Consider the following 16,064-nt stretch of genomic DNA (forward strand, 5'->3'; position numbering starts at 1 on the left):
TCACTTGCTCTGGCTCGCTCGTGCTTGCTCATCCGCTTCTCCGCGCCGCTTTCCGCTGCCCGCTCAGACGGCCGTGTAGCCGCCGTCCACGGTGAGCGCGGCGCCGGTGATGAAGGACGACCGGTCCGAGGCGAGGAAGAGGATCGCGTTCGCGACGTCCTCGGGCGTGCCCAGACGGCCGACCGGATTCAGCTTCGCCTTCTCCTCCTTGACGGTGGCGTCGTGACCGATGGACGCGTCCGTCATGGGGGTGTCGATGATGCTGGGGCAGACACAGTTGGCCCGGATGCCGTGGCGCGCGTACTCGACGGCCAGGGACTTCGTCAGCATCAGGACACCGCCCTTGGTGGTGTTGTACGCGGCGATACCGGGCCAGGCCACCAGCCCGCTGACCGAGCAGACGTTCACGATCGCCCCGCTCTCCGCCGCCATCATCGGGCGCAGCGCGTACTTGGAGCACAGGAACATGCTCTTCAGATTGGTGTCGAACAGCCGGTCCCACTCGGACACCGGCATCTCGTGGATCGGGGTGGATATCTCGATGCCGACGTTGTTGACCAGGACGTCCACCCGGCCGGTCCGCTCCGCGGCGACGGCGATCAGGTGCTCGCAGTCCGCCTCGGCGGTCAGGTCCGCCCGGACGAAGACCGCCCGGTGCCCGTCGCTGGTCAGCTTGGCGACGACCTCGGGTCCGTTCGTCCCGTCGACGTCCGCCACGACGACCGTGGCGCCCTGCCGGGCGAACTCGACCGCCGTCCGCTTCCCGATCCCCGACGCGGCACCGGTGACCACGACGACTTTGTCCTCGAACAAGACTCGGTCCCTCCTCACACACTCTTCAACTGGCCGCCGTCGGCCGAGATCTGCTGGCCGGTGATGTAGGACGCCTCGTCGGAGGCCAGGAATCCGATGAGGGCGGCGACCTCGTCGGCCTGCCCCGGCCGGTTCATGGGGACCGCCCGTACGAGACGGTCCTCGACCTCGGGCTCCGGAACACCCTCGTCCCGGCTCAAGTGCCGGACGGCCTGGTCGTAGCGCGGGGTCCGGATGGTGCCGGGGTGCACGCAGTTCACCGTGACGTTGTGCGCGGCGTACTGGTTCGCCAGATATTTCGCGGCGTTCGCCATGGCCGCGTTGACCAGACCGGAGAGGAACATGCCCGGCAGGGGTTCCCTGCCGATGTTTCCGACGACGTTGATGATCCTGCCGAATTCGTTTCTCGTCATCACGGGCGCGACGGATCCGATGAGATCCAGATACGGCACGAGTTTCTGATGCATCGCGGCACATACGTCGTCGTTCACCCGCACCCCGTCGAACGGGCCGGGCGCCGGCCCGGGCCCGTTGTTGACCAGGACATCGATCCGGCCGAATCGTCGTTCCACCTTCGCCACGAGTTCGGCACGGAATTCCGGCGAGGTGATGTCACCCGGAACGACATAGGTGTTCCGTTCGACGCCGGATTCCCGCGCCACCTTCTCCAGCGCGTCCCGGCCGCGGGCGGTGAGGACCGTCGCACAGCCCCCGGACAACAGCCGCAGCGCGGTCGCCCGTCCGATACCGCTGCCGGCCCCCAGCACGATCGCTACGCGCGCCACCGATCTCCTCTGCCGTCCGTCTACTTGGGGACCCGGTGATACCGGGGCGGAATGAAGATGTTCAGGGAGCGCGCCACACTCTCGTGCGGATTCGCGGCACCATGCCCCTCCTGACTCTCGCAGAAGTAGGTGGCACCGAAGACGAGTTCGTGGGTCGTCTCCTCCACCGTCATGTCGTAACGGCCTTCCAGGCAGATCCCGATCTGTTCGTGGGAGTGCTTGTGGTACGGCATCTCGCCGCCGCCCGGAATGTCGGCGATCATCAACTCGATCCAGTCCTCCAGAAAGAACGTGACGTCCATTCCGACGAACTTGCGTGACTCGATCGGGCCGAGGAAGTACTCGCTCGGCGCGGTGTACTTCTCACCCGGTTTGTAGCGTTTGATATCGAGCGCGACGGTCTCCTCCGACGTCGGGTTCACCGCGGAGTGCTCGACATGGGACGGAGCGATGTACACGTCCTTCTCGGCCCGCATCAGCCGGGTCACCCCGCCGACCGTCATGGAGAGTTCACCCCGGACGACCATCCCCACCTGCGCCTCCCTGTGGGAGTGCGGTGCCACGACGGCACCGGGCGGGAGGTACGACACCAGGACCTCCGTGTCGCCACGCCGGTAGGACTCCATCCGGATCCCGTTGTCGTGCAACACCACGGCGGAGTCGGGGAAATAGGGGCGCTCATACACGTGCGTGGTCATCGCGGTCCTTCCTTTTCGAGTCTTTTCGAGAAGACGGTCCACGTCATGGGGATCGGTGAGAACCGGTAGACGAACTTGAGATTGTGCTGTCTCGCCGCCTGTTCATTGGTGATGGCGATGTTGTAGAGGCCGTCGGCCACCTGGCCGGCCGCCTGGCTCGTGGAGGTCGTCGTGACCAGCTTCACGGGCCGGTCGAAGTAGTACTCCAGCAGCGGAATGGGGGCCGGATGGGTCACCACGGTGTCGGTGAAGAGCAGTTCCTCGCGAAAGGCGAAGTCGGACCGCGCGGCCAATCCGTATTCCGGTGTACTCCCTCGGAACACGATCGACGGCTCCAGCAGCGGATTCATGTAGAAGGCGTTGATACCGGCGTAGGCGTGCGGCACCAGCGCGAGATCTAAACGCCCCTCGGTGAGCGCGTCCATACAGTGCTCGAAGGTCTCTTCAAGAACTATTCCGAAGCGCCCTCGGTCACCGAGTAATCGTGTCATCAGCCGGGCCACGTACTCACTGCTGGTCCCCTCGGGGCCCAAGGTGCCGAGCCTCAAGGAACGTTGCGATCCGTCCCCCATGAGCGCTATCAGCGCACGTTTCTCGTCACCGGATATACGGAGCGTCTCCATACCTCACCCTCACCAAGAGACAGCACAGGAGAGCACACGCAAGCCTCACGAAAAATTGTTTCCACCAGATTCCGTGCACGCAACAACAAGTTGCCCCATCGGTCACGCCACCGATCACGCCATCGATTTTCGGCCTGCTCCCACACATCGCGAGTGAAGTAATTCCGCCACGAATAGAAGACATCGAAACGGACGGAATCACCCCGCTCTCACCGCCGTCCCGCCTGACCTCGGCGGAATCGGACCACGCGAAAGCCGGCGGACGGTCGCAGCGGTGGGATCAAGCCAGCGGAGGCTTTCCGTCCCCGTACAGCCAGTCGTCCCAGACCGGCGTCAGATCCGCGCCCGGCGCCGCCTCCTCCGCGAACTTCTCCGCATACGCCGTGAAGTCGGCCGTGTCCGCGTTGCCGTGGCGGTGCGCGGCCGCCCAGCCCCGGATCAGCTCGAAGAAGGCGTCGTCGCCGACGGCCTCGCGGACCTTGTGCAGGACCATGGCGCCGCGTTCGTACACCGGGCTGTCGGAGATCCGGGCGGCACTCGGCGGGCGCGCGGGCGGGAAGTCCCAGACGGCCTCGTTCGAGGCGGCGTCCGCGAAGTGGTCGCCCTCGTACAACGCGTCGAAGACCTCCTGGGCGCTGTCGCCCCCGTGGTCCTCCTCCCACAACCACTCGGCGTACGTCGCGAACCCCTCGTTGAGCCACATGTCCCGCCAGCTCTTCGGGGTGACGGAGTCGCCGTACCACTGGTGGGCCAGTTCATGGACGAGGAGGGAGAGGTCGGGGGCGCCGGGGAAGACGGGCCGGTTCTGGGTCTCCAGCGCGTACGCCGAGTCCCCCGGCCTGTCGACGATCGCCCCGGTGGAGGAGAAGGGGTACGGCCCGAAGTTCCCCTCCGCCCACCGGACGACCTCGGGGATGCGCCCCAGCACGGCCCGGCTCTCTTCGACCTGGGAGGGATCGACCGCGACGTACACGGGAAGCCGAGGGCTGCGGCCGCCGACCGTCGAGCGACGGATCTCGAACGCGCCGATCGCGAGCGTGGCCACATAGCTCGCCATGGGTTCGGCGGTGCGCCAGGAGAAGGTCGTACGGCCGTCGCGGGTGGACTCTCCCGTCAACTCCCCGTTGGAGACGGCTCGCAGGCCCTCGGGGACGGTGACCGTGAGGTCGTAGGCCGCCTTGTCGGAGGGGTGGTGGTTGCCGGGGAACCAGGCCATCGAGCCCGCCGGTTCGCCGAGCGCGAGGGCGCCGTCGGCGGTGGGCAGCCAGCCCTCGCGGGAGCCGTCGGGATCGGTGATCGTCACGGGGGTGCCGGAGTAGCGCACGGTCGTACGGAACGTCTCCCCGTCGTCGAGCCCCTGCTCAGGGGTGACGGTCAGCTCCTGCCCGGCCCGCTTCCAGCGCGCCGTCACACCGTCGACGGCGACCGACGCGACGTCCATTCCCTTGAGGTCGAGGTTGAAGGAGCTGAGGTCCCGCGTGGCCCGCGCGGTGATGACTGCGGTGGCCCGCAGCCGGGCCTTGGCCTCGGGGCCGTAGTCGAGGGTGAGGGTGTAGTGGGTGACGTCGTACCCGCCGTTGCCGAGCCCGGGAAAGTACGGGTCCCGGAGGCCGGCGGAGCCCTTGGCCCTCTCGGCCTCACCGCCGCCGTCGGTGCACGAGGTGAGGGTCAGGGCCAGCGCGACGGTGAGCAGGGCGGCGGCCGGGACAACCGGTGCGGATCGGGACACGTCGGCGATCCTATGAGGACATGACACCATCGCCTACGTGCTCGACATCGGCTACGCCCTCTCCAACCGCTTCCCCGATCCGCCGCAGACGGACTACCGGCGCGCGGACGTCTACACGCTGCGGCACGACCTGTTCTGCGGTGACGTGTACCTCGCGGACACCAAGGCGGACCGAGAACTGTCCACAGCCTGGGGATGGGTGCCTGTGCTGGACTTCGCGTGGGCGCTGTGCGACATCGTGGAGCAGCTCGACCAGGACCCGGCCGGCTCCCGTGCCTCCCGGCCCCAGTACGCGGAACTCGATTTCACCGAGTCCACGGACCGCATGCTGTTCGAGCGCCGCTTCGGGTGGGTGGACGTCGAGGCGGACTGGATGCCGGCCGAGGAACCACCGCTGACGTTCTCCCACGCCGAGCTCCGCCGCGAGGCCCGCGACTTCCTCCACGACGTCATCGCCGACCTTTGCGACCTCCACGACCCCCTGGCCGAAAACCCAGCGATCTGGACCCTCCAGTCCCGCTTCCCGAGGCTGCCGTAAGGGTGCCGCCGCGTTAGTCCGCGGCTGAGTGGGGCGTCTCGCGCAGTTCCCCGCGCCCCTGAAAAAGCGGGGCTGCGCCCCTGCTTTTTCGCCCCGAAATGGCCGTAGGCCTTTCAGGGGCGCGGGGAACTGCGCGACCAGCCCCCACCGGACGGACGCTTGGGGGTCAAAGGGGCGCAGCCCCTTGAGGATGGGACGGGTAGGGGCGGCGGGGGCGAAAAACCCCACCCGACGACCCCCAACCTCACCCCTCCACCCGAATCCCCATCTCCCCCGCCAACACCGGCGCCAGATCCATCAACTGCGCCGCACTGATCAACGCCCCCGACAACCGATCCACCCCCCGAGCGATCTCCACGGACGCGGCCTCCCGCAGATCCACATCCACCAACCTCACCCCACTCAGATCCGCCCCCTTCACCGCACACCCCACAAACGCGACCCTCTCCAGCCGCGCACCCCCGAAGTCCGGCTCGACCAGCACACAGTCCTCGAACACGACATCCCTCAACCGCGCCTCACGCAGATTGAGGAAGTCGATCTTCCCCCCACGCACGAGCACCCGCTCCAGCACGGCCCCGTGCAACTGCACCCCACCCAGCCGAGCCTCCACCAGCTCGACATCCCGCAACGTCGCCTCGGACAGATCCGTCCCGACGCCCCGTATCCCCGTGAGGACGGAGTCGAGCACCCGGGCCCGGTGCAGCCGCGTCTCGTCCAGCGCGCACCCCGTCAGCGCGCAGTCCATGAACCGGGCACCCCCACCGTCCTGCCCGACGAAGTCCTCCTCCCGGAACTCCAGCCCGTCATAGTCCCCGTCGGGCTCCAGCCCCCCGCCCGCGTACGCCTCCAGCACCGGCAACCGCACCTCAGGCCGCCGCGCCGCCTTCACCACCGACCTCGCCCTCACCATCCCCCCATCCTGCACCCCGCCACTGACAACGCACCTGAACCGCGTAAAGCCCCCCGAGCACCGCCCCACAGCCCGATGTCACATCCCGGCACCCCGGATCCGTCGTACCCGCGAACAGCCACGCAGCCGCGCAGCCGCGCAACCGACCGCCGGACGCCGTCCGACGCACAGCGTCCGACGCACACCGACCGTCGGACACCGACCCGAGGGAGCCCAGTCATGCACCCCACCCGACGACCCCCCACCCACCTCACCGTCATCGGCGGCGGCTTCGCCGGGCTCACCGCGGCGATCACCGCCGCCGAGGCGGGCGCGAGGGTCACCGTCCACGAGGCGCACCACACACTCGGCGGCCGGGCCCGCACCGCGGAGGGGCCGTACCGCACGAACGAGGGACCGCACGCGCTCTACAGCGGCGGCCCGCACTGGACCTGGCTGGCGCAACGGGACCTGATCGGACCGCTCGCGCCCCTCCCGCCCCTGGAGACCACCCGACTGCGCCTGCACCACAGGGGCGCCCTGCGGCGGACCCCGCCGTTCGCGATGCTCAAGCTCCTCCGCCCGCGCCGCACGGGCCGCCCCGCGCCCGTCGACGTCGACTTCCTCACCTGGGCGACCGAGCAGGCCGGCGAGGAGGCCGCTCGCGCGGCGGCCAACTACGCGGCGGTGGCGCTGTTCCACCACGACCCGGGCTCCCTGTCCGCCGCGTTCGTCCAGGAACGACTGCGCCGGGCCACGAAGTTGCCGCCGGAGGCGCACTACCCGCGCGGCGGCTGGGCGAGTGTCATCGACCGTATGGCGGCCCGCGCCTGGAACCTCGGCGTCCGAATGGAGACCCTCAGCCGAATCGACAGCCTCGACGCCCTCGCCAACCCCGGCCCCGGCACCGGACCCCGCACGGGCCCCGGCCCGGTCATCGTCGCCACCTCCCTGGACGCCGCCCGCCGCCTGCTCAAGGACGACTCGCTGACCTGGCCGAGCGGCCGCACCGCCCTCCTCGACCTCGCCGTACGCACCCGCCGCGGCGACGCCTTCGCCGTCTCCGACCTGGACACGCCCGGCTGGATCGAGCGGTTCACGGCCCAGGACCGCACCCTGGCCCCGGCGGGCGAACAGTTGATCCAGGGCCAGTTCCCGATCGGCCCGCACGAGTCACGGGCGGCCGGTATCACCCGCGCCGAACACCTGCTCGACCTCGGCTTCCCCGGCTGGCGGGACCGCGTCACCTGGCGGCGCGAGGCGACCGCCAACGGCCGTACGGGCGCCGTCGATCCGGTCGGCACCAGCTGGCGCGACCGCCCGGCCGTGGACCGGGGCGACGGCGTGTACCTCGCTGGCGACCAGGTCGCGGCGCCGGGCGTGCTCTCGGAGGTGTCGTTCAACAGCGCCCTGGCGGCCGTCTCGCTTGCGCTCGGCAGGAGGTCGAAGAACACCCTTGACCTCAAGCATGCTTGAGGTCGGAGGCTGGGGTCCGCCAAGCGAAACCAGGCGCACACGCACCACGCGTGAACGACATGACTCCAGGGGGCCCTCCATGCACGCCATCCGTCTGCACGCCTTCGGTCCGGCCGAGAACCTGACGTACGAGAAGGTCGCGGACCCCGAGCCTGGTCCGGGCCAGGTGCGTATCGCCGTCGCCGCGGCTGGCGTACACCTGCTCGACGCGGCACTCCGCGAGGGCGTTCCGGGGCCGGGACCGACGCCGGAACTGCCCACCGTCCCCGGCCGCGAGGTCGCCGGGGTCGTCGAGGCGCTCGGGGAGGGCGTCGCGGAGACCTGGCTCGGCCGACGCGTCACGGCCCACCTCGGCTTCGTGCCCGGCGGCTACGCCGAACTGGCCGTCACCGAGGTCGAACGGCTGCACGAGATCCCGGAGAACCTCGACTTCGCGCAGGCGGTCGCGATGATCGGGACGGGCCGTACGGCGATGGGGATCCTCCTCTTCGCCGACCTCGGCCCGGACGACGTGGTCGTGATCCCGGCCGCGGCCGGAGGCCTCGGCACGCTCCTCGTGCAGTACGCCAAGAACGCGGGCGCCACGGTGATCGGCCTCGCCGGCGGCCCCGTGAAGACGGCCCGGGTGGCGGCGAACGGCGCCGACCTCGCCGTCGACTACACCGACCCGGCCTGGCCGGAACAGGTCGCGGCGTACCGGGGGAAGGCCACGATCGTCTTCGACGGGGTCGGCGGCGCGGCGGCGCGTGAGTCCGTCGCCCTGCTCGCCCCCGGCGGCAGGCACCTGGTCTTCGGCTGGTCGGCGGACGGCATCAAGGACGGCGGCCCCTATGTCGTGGAGGGCGTCTCGGAGACGGTCCTCGGCGAGGAGATGCGCCGCCGGGCCGGCGGCCCCGACCCCATCCGCACCCTCGAACTCCGCGCCCTCGCCGAAGCCGCCGCGGGCCGCCTCACCCCGGCCGTCCACCGCTTCCCCCTCGCCGAGGCGTCCGCAGCCCACCGCGCCCTGGAAGACCGCGGCACGACCGGCAAGGTCGTGCTGGAGCCGTGACCGCCCCCACGACCCGCCCCGACCGGGACACGCCCCCGACCACCGCCCTCGCGCCGGACACCCCCACGCCCTTGCCATGCCCGACCCCCGCCGCTGGTGGGCCCTCGTCGTCATCGCGCTCGCCCAGCTGATGGTGATCCTGGACGCGACGATCGTGAACATCGCGCTGCCGTCGGCGCAGCGGGACCTCGGCATGTCCGACGGGAACCGGCTGGGGGTCCCCCCACGCCCTTAAGGCAGTGGGGGAGGGTGATCACCTCGTACACCCTCGCCTTCGGCGGACTCCTCCTGCTCGGCGGCCGCGTCTCGGACCTGATGGGACGCAAGCGGGCCTTCGTCGTCGGACTGGCCGGCTTCGCCGCGGCCTCGGCGCTCGGCGGCGCGGCCGACACCTCCGGAACGCTGTTCGCGGCCCGCGCCCTCCAGGGCGTCTTCGCCGCCGTCCTCGCCCCCTCCGCGCTGAGCCTCCTCACCACCACCTTCGCGGACCCGGCGGAACGCGGAAAGGCGTTCGGCGTCTACGGGGCCATCGCGGGCGGTGGTTCGGCGATCGGCCTGATCTCCGGCGGGCTGCTCACCGAGTACCTGGACTGGCGCTGGTGCCTGTACGTCAACGTGCCCATCGCCGCCGTCGCCCTCGTCGGCGCGACCGTCCTGCTCCGCGACCGCCCGGACCGCACCGGCGCCCGCCTCGACGTACCCGGTGCCCTCCTCGGCTCCGCCGGCCTCGTCGCCCTCGTCCACGGCTTCGGCGAGGCCGAACCGCGCGGCTGGACGGACACCCGCGTCCTGGCCCTCATCGCGGCGGGCGTCGCCCTGCTCACCGGCTTCGTCCTGCGGCAGCGGACGGCACGGCACCCCCTGCTCCCGCTGCACATCGTCCGCGACCGCGACCGCGCGGGCTGCTTCCTGACGATCTCCCTGGCGACCGTGGGCATGTTCGGGATGTTCCTGTTCATGACCTACTACCTCCAGGTCGTGCTCGCCTACTCCCCCGTGCGCACGGGGCTGGCCTTCCTCCCCCTCACCGCCGCGATCATCACGGGCTCGACCCAGATCTCGGCCCGGCTGATGCAGCGGGTCCCGCCCCGGCGGCTGATGGTCCCGGGCGCACTGCTGGCCGCGACCGGCATGCTGATCCTGACCCGGCTCACGGTCGACTCGTCGTACGTCACCGGGATCCTCCCGGCGCTGATCCTGATGGGCCTGGGCATGGGCATGACCTTCATGCCGGTCTTCGCCACCGCCACCGCCGGGGTCGCCCCGCACGACGCGGGCATCACCTCCGCGACGCTCAACACCGCCCAGCAGGTGGGCGGTTCACTGGGCACGGCCCTGCTGAACACCATCGCCACCAGCACCGGCGCCGCCTATCTCGCAACCCACGACCACACCCCGACCGCAGTCCACGACAGCATCGTCCACGGCTACACCACCGCACTCTGGTGGGCCGCAGGCATCCTCCTCCTCGCCTCCACCATCGCCGCCACGATGATCACAGCAAAGCCCCCGAACCACACCGCCGCCTGAGCCCACGGCCCACGACGACGACAGGTGGCCCCGCCCGTTTTCGGGCGGGGCCACCTGGGCACCGACGACGCCGGGCGCAGAGCACCGACGCGGCACTCGGCGCAACGTGGCTCGAACTCGGCTCGGCTCAGCTCACTTCACGACCGCCTTGGTCGCCCTGCTCACCGCCGAACCGTCCTTGTGCCCCGTGCGGTGCGCGACCACCTTCACCGTGATCTTCTTGCCCTTCTGCGCCGCTTTCAGGACCAACGACGCCTTGGTCGCCCCCTTGATCATCTTGCCGCCCGCGTACCACTGGTACCCGTACGAGGTCGCGGCCGGACTCCAGGTCCCCTGGCCCGCCTTCAGCGTCTTCCCGACCTTCGCGGTCCCGGTGATCACGGGCACCTTGGTCGCCTTGGGCGCGGCGCCCTTGGCGACGGTCACCGGGGCCGAGGTCGACGTCCCGCCGTCCCAGCCGGGCCTGGCGGCGCCGACCGTCACACTCAGCCTCTTGCCCAGCAGCCCCGCCGGCACCGTGTACGTCGAGCCCGTGGCGCCCTTGATCGCCTTGCCGTCCGCGTTCCACTGGTACGTGTACGACGACGGCGCCGAGGACCAACTGCCGGGCGTCGCCGTCACCTTGGCGCCGACAGCGACGGTGCCGGACACCTTGGGCGCGGCGGTGTTCCTCAGCTGCGCCCGGGTGACCGTGAAGGTGCCCCGCTGGAACTCCCAGCCGCGCGCGATCACGCTGACGCTCCACGTGCCCGGGGACACACCGGTCAGATCGAGGACAGCCGTCAACGTCCGGTGGTCCGTGGACACCGACTCCGTCTTCGCCGTGATGCTCCGGCCGCTCTGGTACAGCCGGACCTCGGCGTTCACGGGCAGCGCCGTGCCGGTCACCGTGAGCGTCACCTTGCTCTCGGCCGCCCCGGTGTCCGGGCCGACCGAGGTGACGCCCACGTCCTCCGTCCCGCACAGCGAGGGCGAGCAGACCAGGCTCGCCCGGTAGGAGGTGGTGGACGCCTTCTCCGGCAGGCCCAGCAGGAACAGGCTGGGGGTGCTCTGGCCGAACGAGCCGTCCACACCGCAGCGATAGCCGTCCGAGGAGTTCACACAGCCGTTGGACCACGACGACATGGTGTAGAGCGCGGGCACCGCCGTCGTCGTGGCACCGGTCGTGTCGCTGATCTCGGTGCCGAAGGTGTCGAAGCCGGCGGTGGGCAGCACCGCGCACACCGCGGTGCGCGACTCGTCGAGGCTGCCGGTGACCGGGCCGTACCCGTACGCCACGCTGGGCACCTTCTCGCACTCGGCGGCCGGCCCGTCGGCGGTGGCGATGCGCAGAGCGTCCAGACGGTAGTCGGGCGCGGTCTTGAGGTGGGCCGGGACCTGCACGAGCACCTGGTGGCTGGTGGACCCGCTCACCGCGCAGGCCCGGTTGCGGAACGAGCACTCCATGCCACCGTCGCCACCGAACACCGCGATGTTGCCGGTGCCCAGCCTGTCCCGGGCATCGATGTGCACGACATCCGTGGTGGCGCCCGTGGTGACGCGGTGGCAGCGCAAGGTGCCCGGCGCCCCGTGGGTCCCCGGAACGGAGGCCCCTCCCACCTTGGTCGCGGCGCTCGTGACGCAGCCGGCCGAGGCCGCGGACTCCGTGACGTCCCGCCGTGCGAGTGTGTACGTGGCCGTCTGGTCCCTGCCACTGACGAGCACGGTGTGCGCCTTGCCGGGGGTCAGCGCGCACAGCACCCACCCGTTGGTGGCGGCGCTGCGGTCGCAGACCTTTTTGCCGTCGGCGTCGACCACGGAGAACCGGGCGGCGACACCACCGGACGTGGCGATCAGCTGGAAGACCTCGCCCTCCGTGTGCTCGCCCGCCGGAACGCTCAGACAGCGCGAGAAGACCCCGCCGCCGGTGCCGAACGTGGCCCGTGCGCCGTCGTCGGCGAAGCTCCCGCTCGGCAGCTCGGCACAGCCCTCGGGGGTGTCGGTGCGGACGAGGTCGAGCGCGTACGCCCCGCTCGTGCCGGAGTCCGCGTGCACGAGCAGCCGGTAGGGCGCGGTGCCCGTCGGCTCACAGGTACCTGTGCTCAGCGCGTCGTCGGTGCACTGGGTGACACCCTCACCGTCCACGACCTCGACCGCCGGCCGGGGCCCCGGCCCGCCGAGCTTGGTCAGCGCCGCGAACCGCGCCCCCTCGGATCCGGGCAGCAGCAGGCAGTCGTACTCGCCCACACCGCCGAACTCGCCCTCGTGGCGCCCCCATACGACGGACCGACAGCCCTCGGTGCCGGTGCGGTCGAGGAAGGCGGTGGCGTACTCGGGGTCACTGATCCGGTTCGGGTCGCCCACCACCAGGGTGTGGCGCCCGGCGACGGCGAAGGTGCACCAACCGCCCGCCTGGCAGACCTTCTTGCCCTCGCCGTCGTAGACGTACGACCACAGGGCCTCGTTCTGCTCGGGGTTCAGCGCACTCACCAGGAACCGGCCCGCCGAGGGCACGGTCAGCGAGCGGCAACGCAGCGTGCCGGGCGCGGGCGGGGTGCCGTACACACCGGTCGTCAGAACGGGGCAGCCCTCGGCCTTGGAGAGCCGACGGATCTGGACCCGCTCGTCGACGGGCAGCCCACTGTCGGAGAACCCGTACGCCAGCACCCGGTACGGGCCGTCGCCGGGCAGGACGCAGCCGTGCTCGTCGTCCTCGCCGCGCCCGCAGATGTCCGCACCGGTCTCATCCGTGATCCACTGCCGGACCTCGCCCCTGTACACGTTGACGCGTTCGCCCGGTTCCCCCCGGAACGGCAGGCAGTCGACCTGCACCGGGCTGACCACCTTGAACGTCGCCGGGGGCAGGTCCCACGAGGTGCCCACGGCAGGGGCACAGCCCTCGGACCCGGCCAGCGGGACCACGCTGACCTGGTAGTCGGTGGCGTCGAAGCCCCCCGAGTTGTCCACCACCACGGTGTAGGCCCCGGCCGCCGGGAAGTCGCACCAGCGCACACCGTAGTTGGGGGCCGTGCACTCGGCCTCGGTGCCGTCGGCACCGCGCACGACCAGGAAGGCTTCCTGGTGAGGGTCCGCGAGCGACACCTGGTGGCGGCCCGGCTCCGCGGTGACCGTGTGGCAGGCCTTCGCCCCACCGGCGAGCGTGCCACGGGCGACGGAATCGCCCGGATCCCCGAACGGCGCGAGCGCGAGCGGCGCGCACTCCACCGGGTCGTCGGCGCGGGCGGTCCCCGCCCCGGTCAGGGTCAGCAGCGAGGTGAGCAGCGAGACCAGAACGGTCAGCACGAGCAGCGGCACCACGGGCCGCCCGCGTCCGCGTCTCATGGGCAGGCTTGTGGTCAACATGGTTCCCCCCGGAACGGTCGGAGCCCGCCGAATGCTCCGGTACCGGTACCGGGCTCAAGTGGCGGTCAGTGAGGCGATGTTCGCACAGAGGTGTGACACACCACTCATGGGTTTCCCGGAGCACCACCCGTATCGAGCCATGCCGTCGACACCCGGTCGGACCGTCGCTACCGCCCCGCCACCCGGTCCGCCCACCGCGCCAACCGCGACGACTCCCCCCTGTTCGAGGCCGCCTCGCGCCGATCCGCCACGCGATACGTCGCGTACATCCCCTGCACGCCCACCCAACGCAGCGGCTCCGGCTCCCACTTGCGCACCCGGTGGTTCACCCACGGCAGCGAGGTCAGCTCGGTGGCCCCGCCCTGCCCGGAGTCGCGCAGGACGAGGTCGCGCAGGGTGCGGGCGGCGAGGTTGGTGGTGGCCACCCCGGACCCGACGTAACCGCCCGCCCAGCCGAGCCCCGTGGCCCGGTCCAGCGTGACCGTCGCGCACCAGTCGCGGGGCACCCCCAGCACCCCCGACCAGGCATGGTCGACCTTCACCCCGGTCAGCGACGGGAAGAACCGCACGAGGATCTCGTACAGCGCCTCGATCGTCGCCGGCTGCGTACGCCCGTCGTTGTCGGTCCGCGACCCGAAGCGGTACGGCACCCCGCGACCGCCCAGCGCGATCCGGTCGTCGGCCGTGCGCTGGGCGTACATATAGGCGTGCGCCATGTCGCCGAGCGTCTCGCGCCCCTCCCAGCCGATCGCCGCCCACTGCTCGGCGGTCAGCGGCTCGGTGGCGATCATCGACGAGTTCATCGGCAGCCACGTCCGCCGCTGCCCCTTGAGGTTCGCCGTGAACCCCTCGGTGCAGCGCAGCACATAGGGCGCCCGGACGGTCCCGTACGGCGTGACCGCCTGCCCCGCCCCGATCTCGGTGACCGGCGTCAACTCGTGCACGGTCACCCCCAGCCCCTCCACGACGGCCGCCAGCCCGGACACCAGCTTCACCGGGTTCAGCCGCGCCCCGTGCGGCGTCCACGTCGACCCCACCGCGTCCGCGACCCTGATCCGCTCGGCCGTCTCCCGGGCCCCGTACAGCTCACGGTCGACCTCCCCGTAGGCCGCCTCATGCTCATGAAAGGCCTTGAGCCGCCCCAACTGCGCCGGTGTGCAGGCCACTTCGAGCACACCACCCCGGTGGATGTCCGCCTCGACACCCTCCTCCCCGGCCACCCGCACGACCTCGTCGACGGTCTCGTTCATGGCCCGCTGCAACCGCACTGCGGCCTCCCGGCCGTGCAGACGCGCGTACCGGTCCCGCCCCGCGATCCCGTTGTAGAGCCAGCCGCCGTTGCGCCCCGAGGCCCCGTACCCGCAGAACTTCTGCTCCAGGACCGTGATCCGGAGCGAAGGGTCGGCCTTCTTCAGGTAGTAGGCGGTCCACAGCCCGGTGTACCCACCCCCCACGACCACCACGTCGACAGCCGCGTCCCCGCCCAGCGGCTCCCGCGGCACGGGAAGACCGGCCTGCGCGTACCAGAAGGAGACCCCGCCGTTGGCGGCGCCCGCGATCGCGTCCGAGCTGCTCATGCCCGGACGCTAGCCGCTGCCGGGCACCCTGTCTCCTACGGATTCCGTGGCGAACGGGCCCCCGAAGCCCGGAAATCCAAGGGACTCCGGGCGGGCCCGCGCGTAGTGTCCCCCGCATGATCGATGTTCCGGAGGAACTGGCCGAGACTCAGGCAGAGATCAACGGAGAAGCGGGCCGCAGATTCGTCGCGAACCTCCCCCGCCTGACCGCGGACTTCCTGGACCGCTGGAACCTGCGCCTCGACGGCCGCCCCATGCACGGCATGTGCGCCCTGGTCGTCCCGGTGGTGAGTACGGCCGACGACACCCCGGCGGTCCTCAAGCTCCAGATCCCCGACGACGAGAGCGAGGGCGAACCGGTGGCCCTGCGCCACTGGAACGGCGATGGGGCGGTACGGCTCCTGGACCACGACCCCGACACGGGCACCATGCTCCTCGAACGCCTCGACCCGGCCCGCATGCTCAGCCACGAGCCGGACACCCACAAGGCCATCCTGGTCATCGCCCGTCTCCTGGCCCACCTCACCGCCACCCCGGCCCCACCGACCGTGCGCCGCCTCTCCGACATCGCGGCGAACATGTTGGAGCGCACCCCACCGGTCCTGGCCCGCATCCCGGACCCGTCCGACCGCCGCCTGCTGACGGACTGCGCGGCGGCACTCCGCGAGGTCGTCACCGAGCCCGGCGACCGCCTCCTCCACTGGGACCTGCACTTCGACAACGTCCTCGGCGCCGACCGGTCCCCCTGGCTCGCCATCGACCCCAAACCCCTGGCGGGCGACCCCGGCTTCGACCTCTGGCCGGCCCTCAACAACCGCTTCGACCCGTCCGAGGTCCGCTGGCGCTTCGACGCGATGACCGACGTCCTGGGCCTGAACCGCGAACGGGCGAGGGCCTGGACCCTCGCCCGCCTCCTCCAGAACGCCCTCTGGGAGATCGAGGAGAACCGCTCCCTCGACCCGGACGACCTGGAACTCGGCCGCCGACTGCGCTGACCGAGCCCCACCGGG

The 16,064-nt window shown here is 71.0% G+C and carries 12 protein-coding genes and 1 pseudogene; 5 read left to right on the plus strand and 8 right to left on the minus strand.

Annotated features, from left to right (window positions below; all coding sequences use genetic code 11):
* Positions 1-63: 63 nt before the first annotated feature.
* The 5 genes from L3078_RS20865 to L3078_RS20885 form a co-directional block, all read right to left on the minus strand.
* Positions 64-813 carry an SDR family NAD(P)-dependent oxidoreductase gene (locus L3078_RS20865; RefSeq protein ID WP_239755488.1) on the minus strand — a complete coding sequence of 250 codons (750 nt, stop codon included), beginning with the start codon at positions 811-813 and terminating at the stop codon, positions 64-66.
* Between the two features lie 14 nt (positions 814-827).
* Positions 828-1,598, minus strand: coding sequence for an SDR family oxidoreductase (locus L3078_RS20870; protein ID WP_239755490.1), 771 nt, complete (start codon positions 1,596-1,598; stop codon positions 828-830).
* A 20-nt stretch (positions 1,599-1,618) separates the two neighbouring features.
* Positions 1,619-2,296 (minus strand): cupin domain-containing protein, encoded by a 678-nt coding sequence (locus L3078_RS20875; RefSeq protein ID WP_239755492.1) that lies wholly within the window; start codon positions 2,294-2,296, stop codon positions 1,619-1,621.
* Positions 2,293-2,919 carry a prephenate dehydratase domain-containing protein gene (locus L3078_RS20880; protein ID WP_239755493.1) on the minus strand — a complete coding sequence of 209 codons (627 nt, stop codon included), beginning with the start codon at positions 2,917-2,919 and terminating at the stop codon, positions 2,293-2,295. The genes L3078_RS20875 and L3078_RS20880 overlap by 4 nt, the downstream gene beginning before the upstream one ends.
* 280 nt (positions 2,920-3,199) lie before the next feature.
* Positions 3,200-4,648, minus strand: a complete 1,449-nt coding sequence (locus L3078_RS20885) for a M1 family metallopeptidase (RefSeq protein WP_239755494.1) — start codon at positions 4,646-4,648, stop codon at positions 3,200-3,202.
* A gap of 37 nt (positions 4,649-4,685) precedes the next feature.
* On the opposite strand from L3078_RS20885, the gene L3078_RS20890 reads away from it, so the two are divergent.
* Entirely contained in the window at positions 4,686-5,186 is a 501-nt protein-coding gene (locus L3078_RS20890) for a hypothetical protein (RefSeq protein ID WP_239755495.1), read from the plus strand.
* Positions 5,187-5,430: 244 nt separating this feature from the next.
* Here the strand turns inward: L3078_RS20890 and L3078_RS20895 are convergent, their stop codons facing one another.
* Positions 5,431-6,099: a pentapeptide repeat-containing protein gene (locus L3078_RS20895; RefSeq protein ID WP_239755496.1), complete on the minus strand. Its 669-nt coding sequence runs from the start codon at positions 6,097-6,099 to the stop codon at positions 5,431-5,433.
* Positions 6,100-6,318: 219 nt separating this feature from the next.
* Here L3078_RS20895 and L3078_RS20900 point away from each other — a divergent pair, with 219 nt between their 5' ends.
* The 3 genes and pseudogenes from L3078_RS20900 (at position 6,319) to L3078_RS20910 (ending at position 10,135) form a co-directional block, all read left to right on the plus strand.
* Complete coding sequence (locus L3078_RS20900) at positions 6,319-7,554, plus strand: FAD-dependent oxidoreductase (RefSeq protein ID WP_239755497.1); 1,236 nt, start codon at positions 6,319-6,321, stop codon at positions 7,552-7,554.
* A 79-nt stretch (positions 7,555-7,633) separates the two neighbouring features.
* The gene (locus tag L3078_RS20905; RefSeq protein ID WP_239755498.1) at positions 7,634-8,605 is read left to right on the plus strand and encodes a zinc-binding dehydrogenase; all 972 of its coding nucleotides are present in this window, start codon (positions 7,634-7,636) and stop codon (positions 8,603-8,605) included.
* Positions 8,606-8,681: 76 nt separating this feature from the next.
* Positions 8,682-10,135, plus strand: a pseudogene (locus L3078_RS20910) (MFS transporter).
* A 132-nt stretch (positions 10,136-10,267) separates the two neighbouring features.
* On the opposite strand, the gene L3078_RS20915 reads toward L3078_RS20910, so the two are convergent.
* Positions 10,268-13,456: a Tat pathway signal protein gene (locus L3078_RS20915; protein ID WP_239755499.1), complete on the minus strand. Its 3,189-nt coding sequence runs from the start codon at positions 13,454-13,456 to the stop codon at positions 10,268-10,270.
* Positions 13,457-13,644: 188 nt separating this feature from the next.
* Positions 13,645-15,054, minus strand: a complete 1,410-nt coding sequence (locus L3078_RS20920) for an NAD(P)/FAD-dependent oxidoreductase (protein WP_239755500.1) — start codon at positions 15,052-15,054, stop codon at positions 13,645-13,647.
* Positions 15,055-15,170: 116 nt separating this feature from the next.
* Here L3078_RS20920 and L3078_RS20925 point away from each other — a divergent pair, with 116 nt between their 5' ends.
* Positions 15,171-16,049 carry an aminoglycoside phosphotransferase family protein gene (locus L3078_RS20925; RefSeq protein WP_239755501.1) on the plus strand — a complete coding sequence of 293 codons (879 nt, stop codon included), beginning with the start codon at positions 15,171-15,173 and terminating at the stop codon, positions 16,047-16,049.
* Positions 16,050-16,064 lie beyond the last annotated feature (15 nt).

This window comes from Streptomyces deccanensis (genome assembly GCF_022385335.1).
In the GTDB taxonomy this organism is placed as follows: Bacteria; Actinomycetota; Actinomycetes; order Streptomycetales; family Streptomycetaceae; genus Streptomyces; species Streptomyces deccanensis.

Excerpts from the sequence above, each read along its gene's own strand:
- L3078_RS20875 (WP_239755492.1), bottom strand. The coding sequence starts at position 2,296 with ATGACCACGCACGTGTATGAGCGCCCCTATTTCCCCGACTCCGCCGTG.
- L3078_RS20880 (WP_239755493.1), bottom strand. The coding sequence starts at position 2,919 with ATGGAGACGCTCCGTATATCCGGTGACGAGAAACGTGCGCTGATAGCG.
- L3078_RS20895 (WP_239755496.1), bottom strand. The coding sequence starts at position 6,099 with ATGGTGAGGGCGAGGTCGGTGGTGAAGGCGGCGCGGCGGCCTGAGGTG.
- L3078_RS20900 (WP_239755497.1), top strand. The coding sequence starts at position 6,319 with ATGCACCCCACCCGACGACCCCCCACCCACCTCACCGTCATCGGCGGC.
- L3078_RS20905 (WP_239755498.1), top strand. The coding sequence starts at position 7,634 with ATGCACGCCATCCGTCTGCACGCCTTCGGTCCGGCCGAGAACCTGACG.
- L3078_RS20915 (WP_239755499.1), bottom strand. The coding sequence starts at position 13,456 with ATGAGACGCGGACGCGGGCGGCCCGTGGTGCCGCTGCTCGTGCTGACC.
- L3078_RS20920 (WP_239755500.1), bottom strand. The coding sequence starts at position 15,054 with ATGAGCAGCTCGGACGCGATCGCGGGCGCCGCCAACGGCGGGGTCTCC.
- L3078_RS20925 (WP_239755501.1), top strand. The coding sequence starts at position 15,171 with ATGATCGATGTTCCGGAGGAACTGGCCGAGACTCAGGCAGAGATCAAC.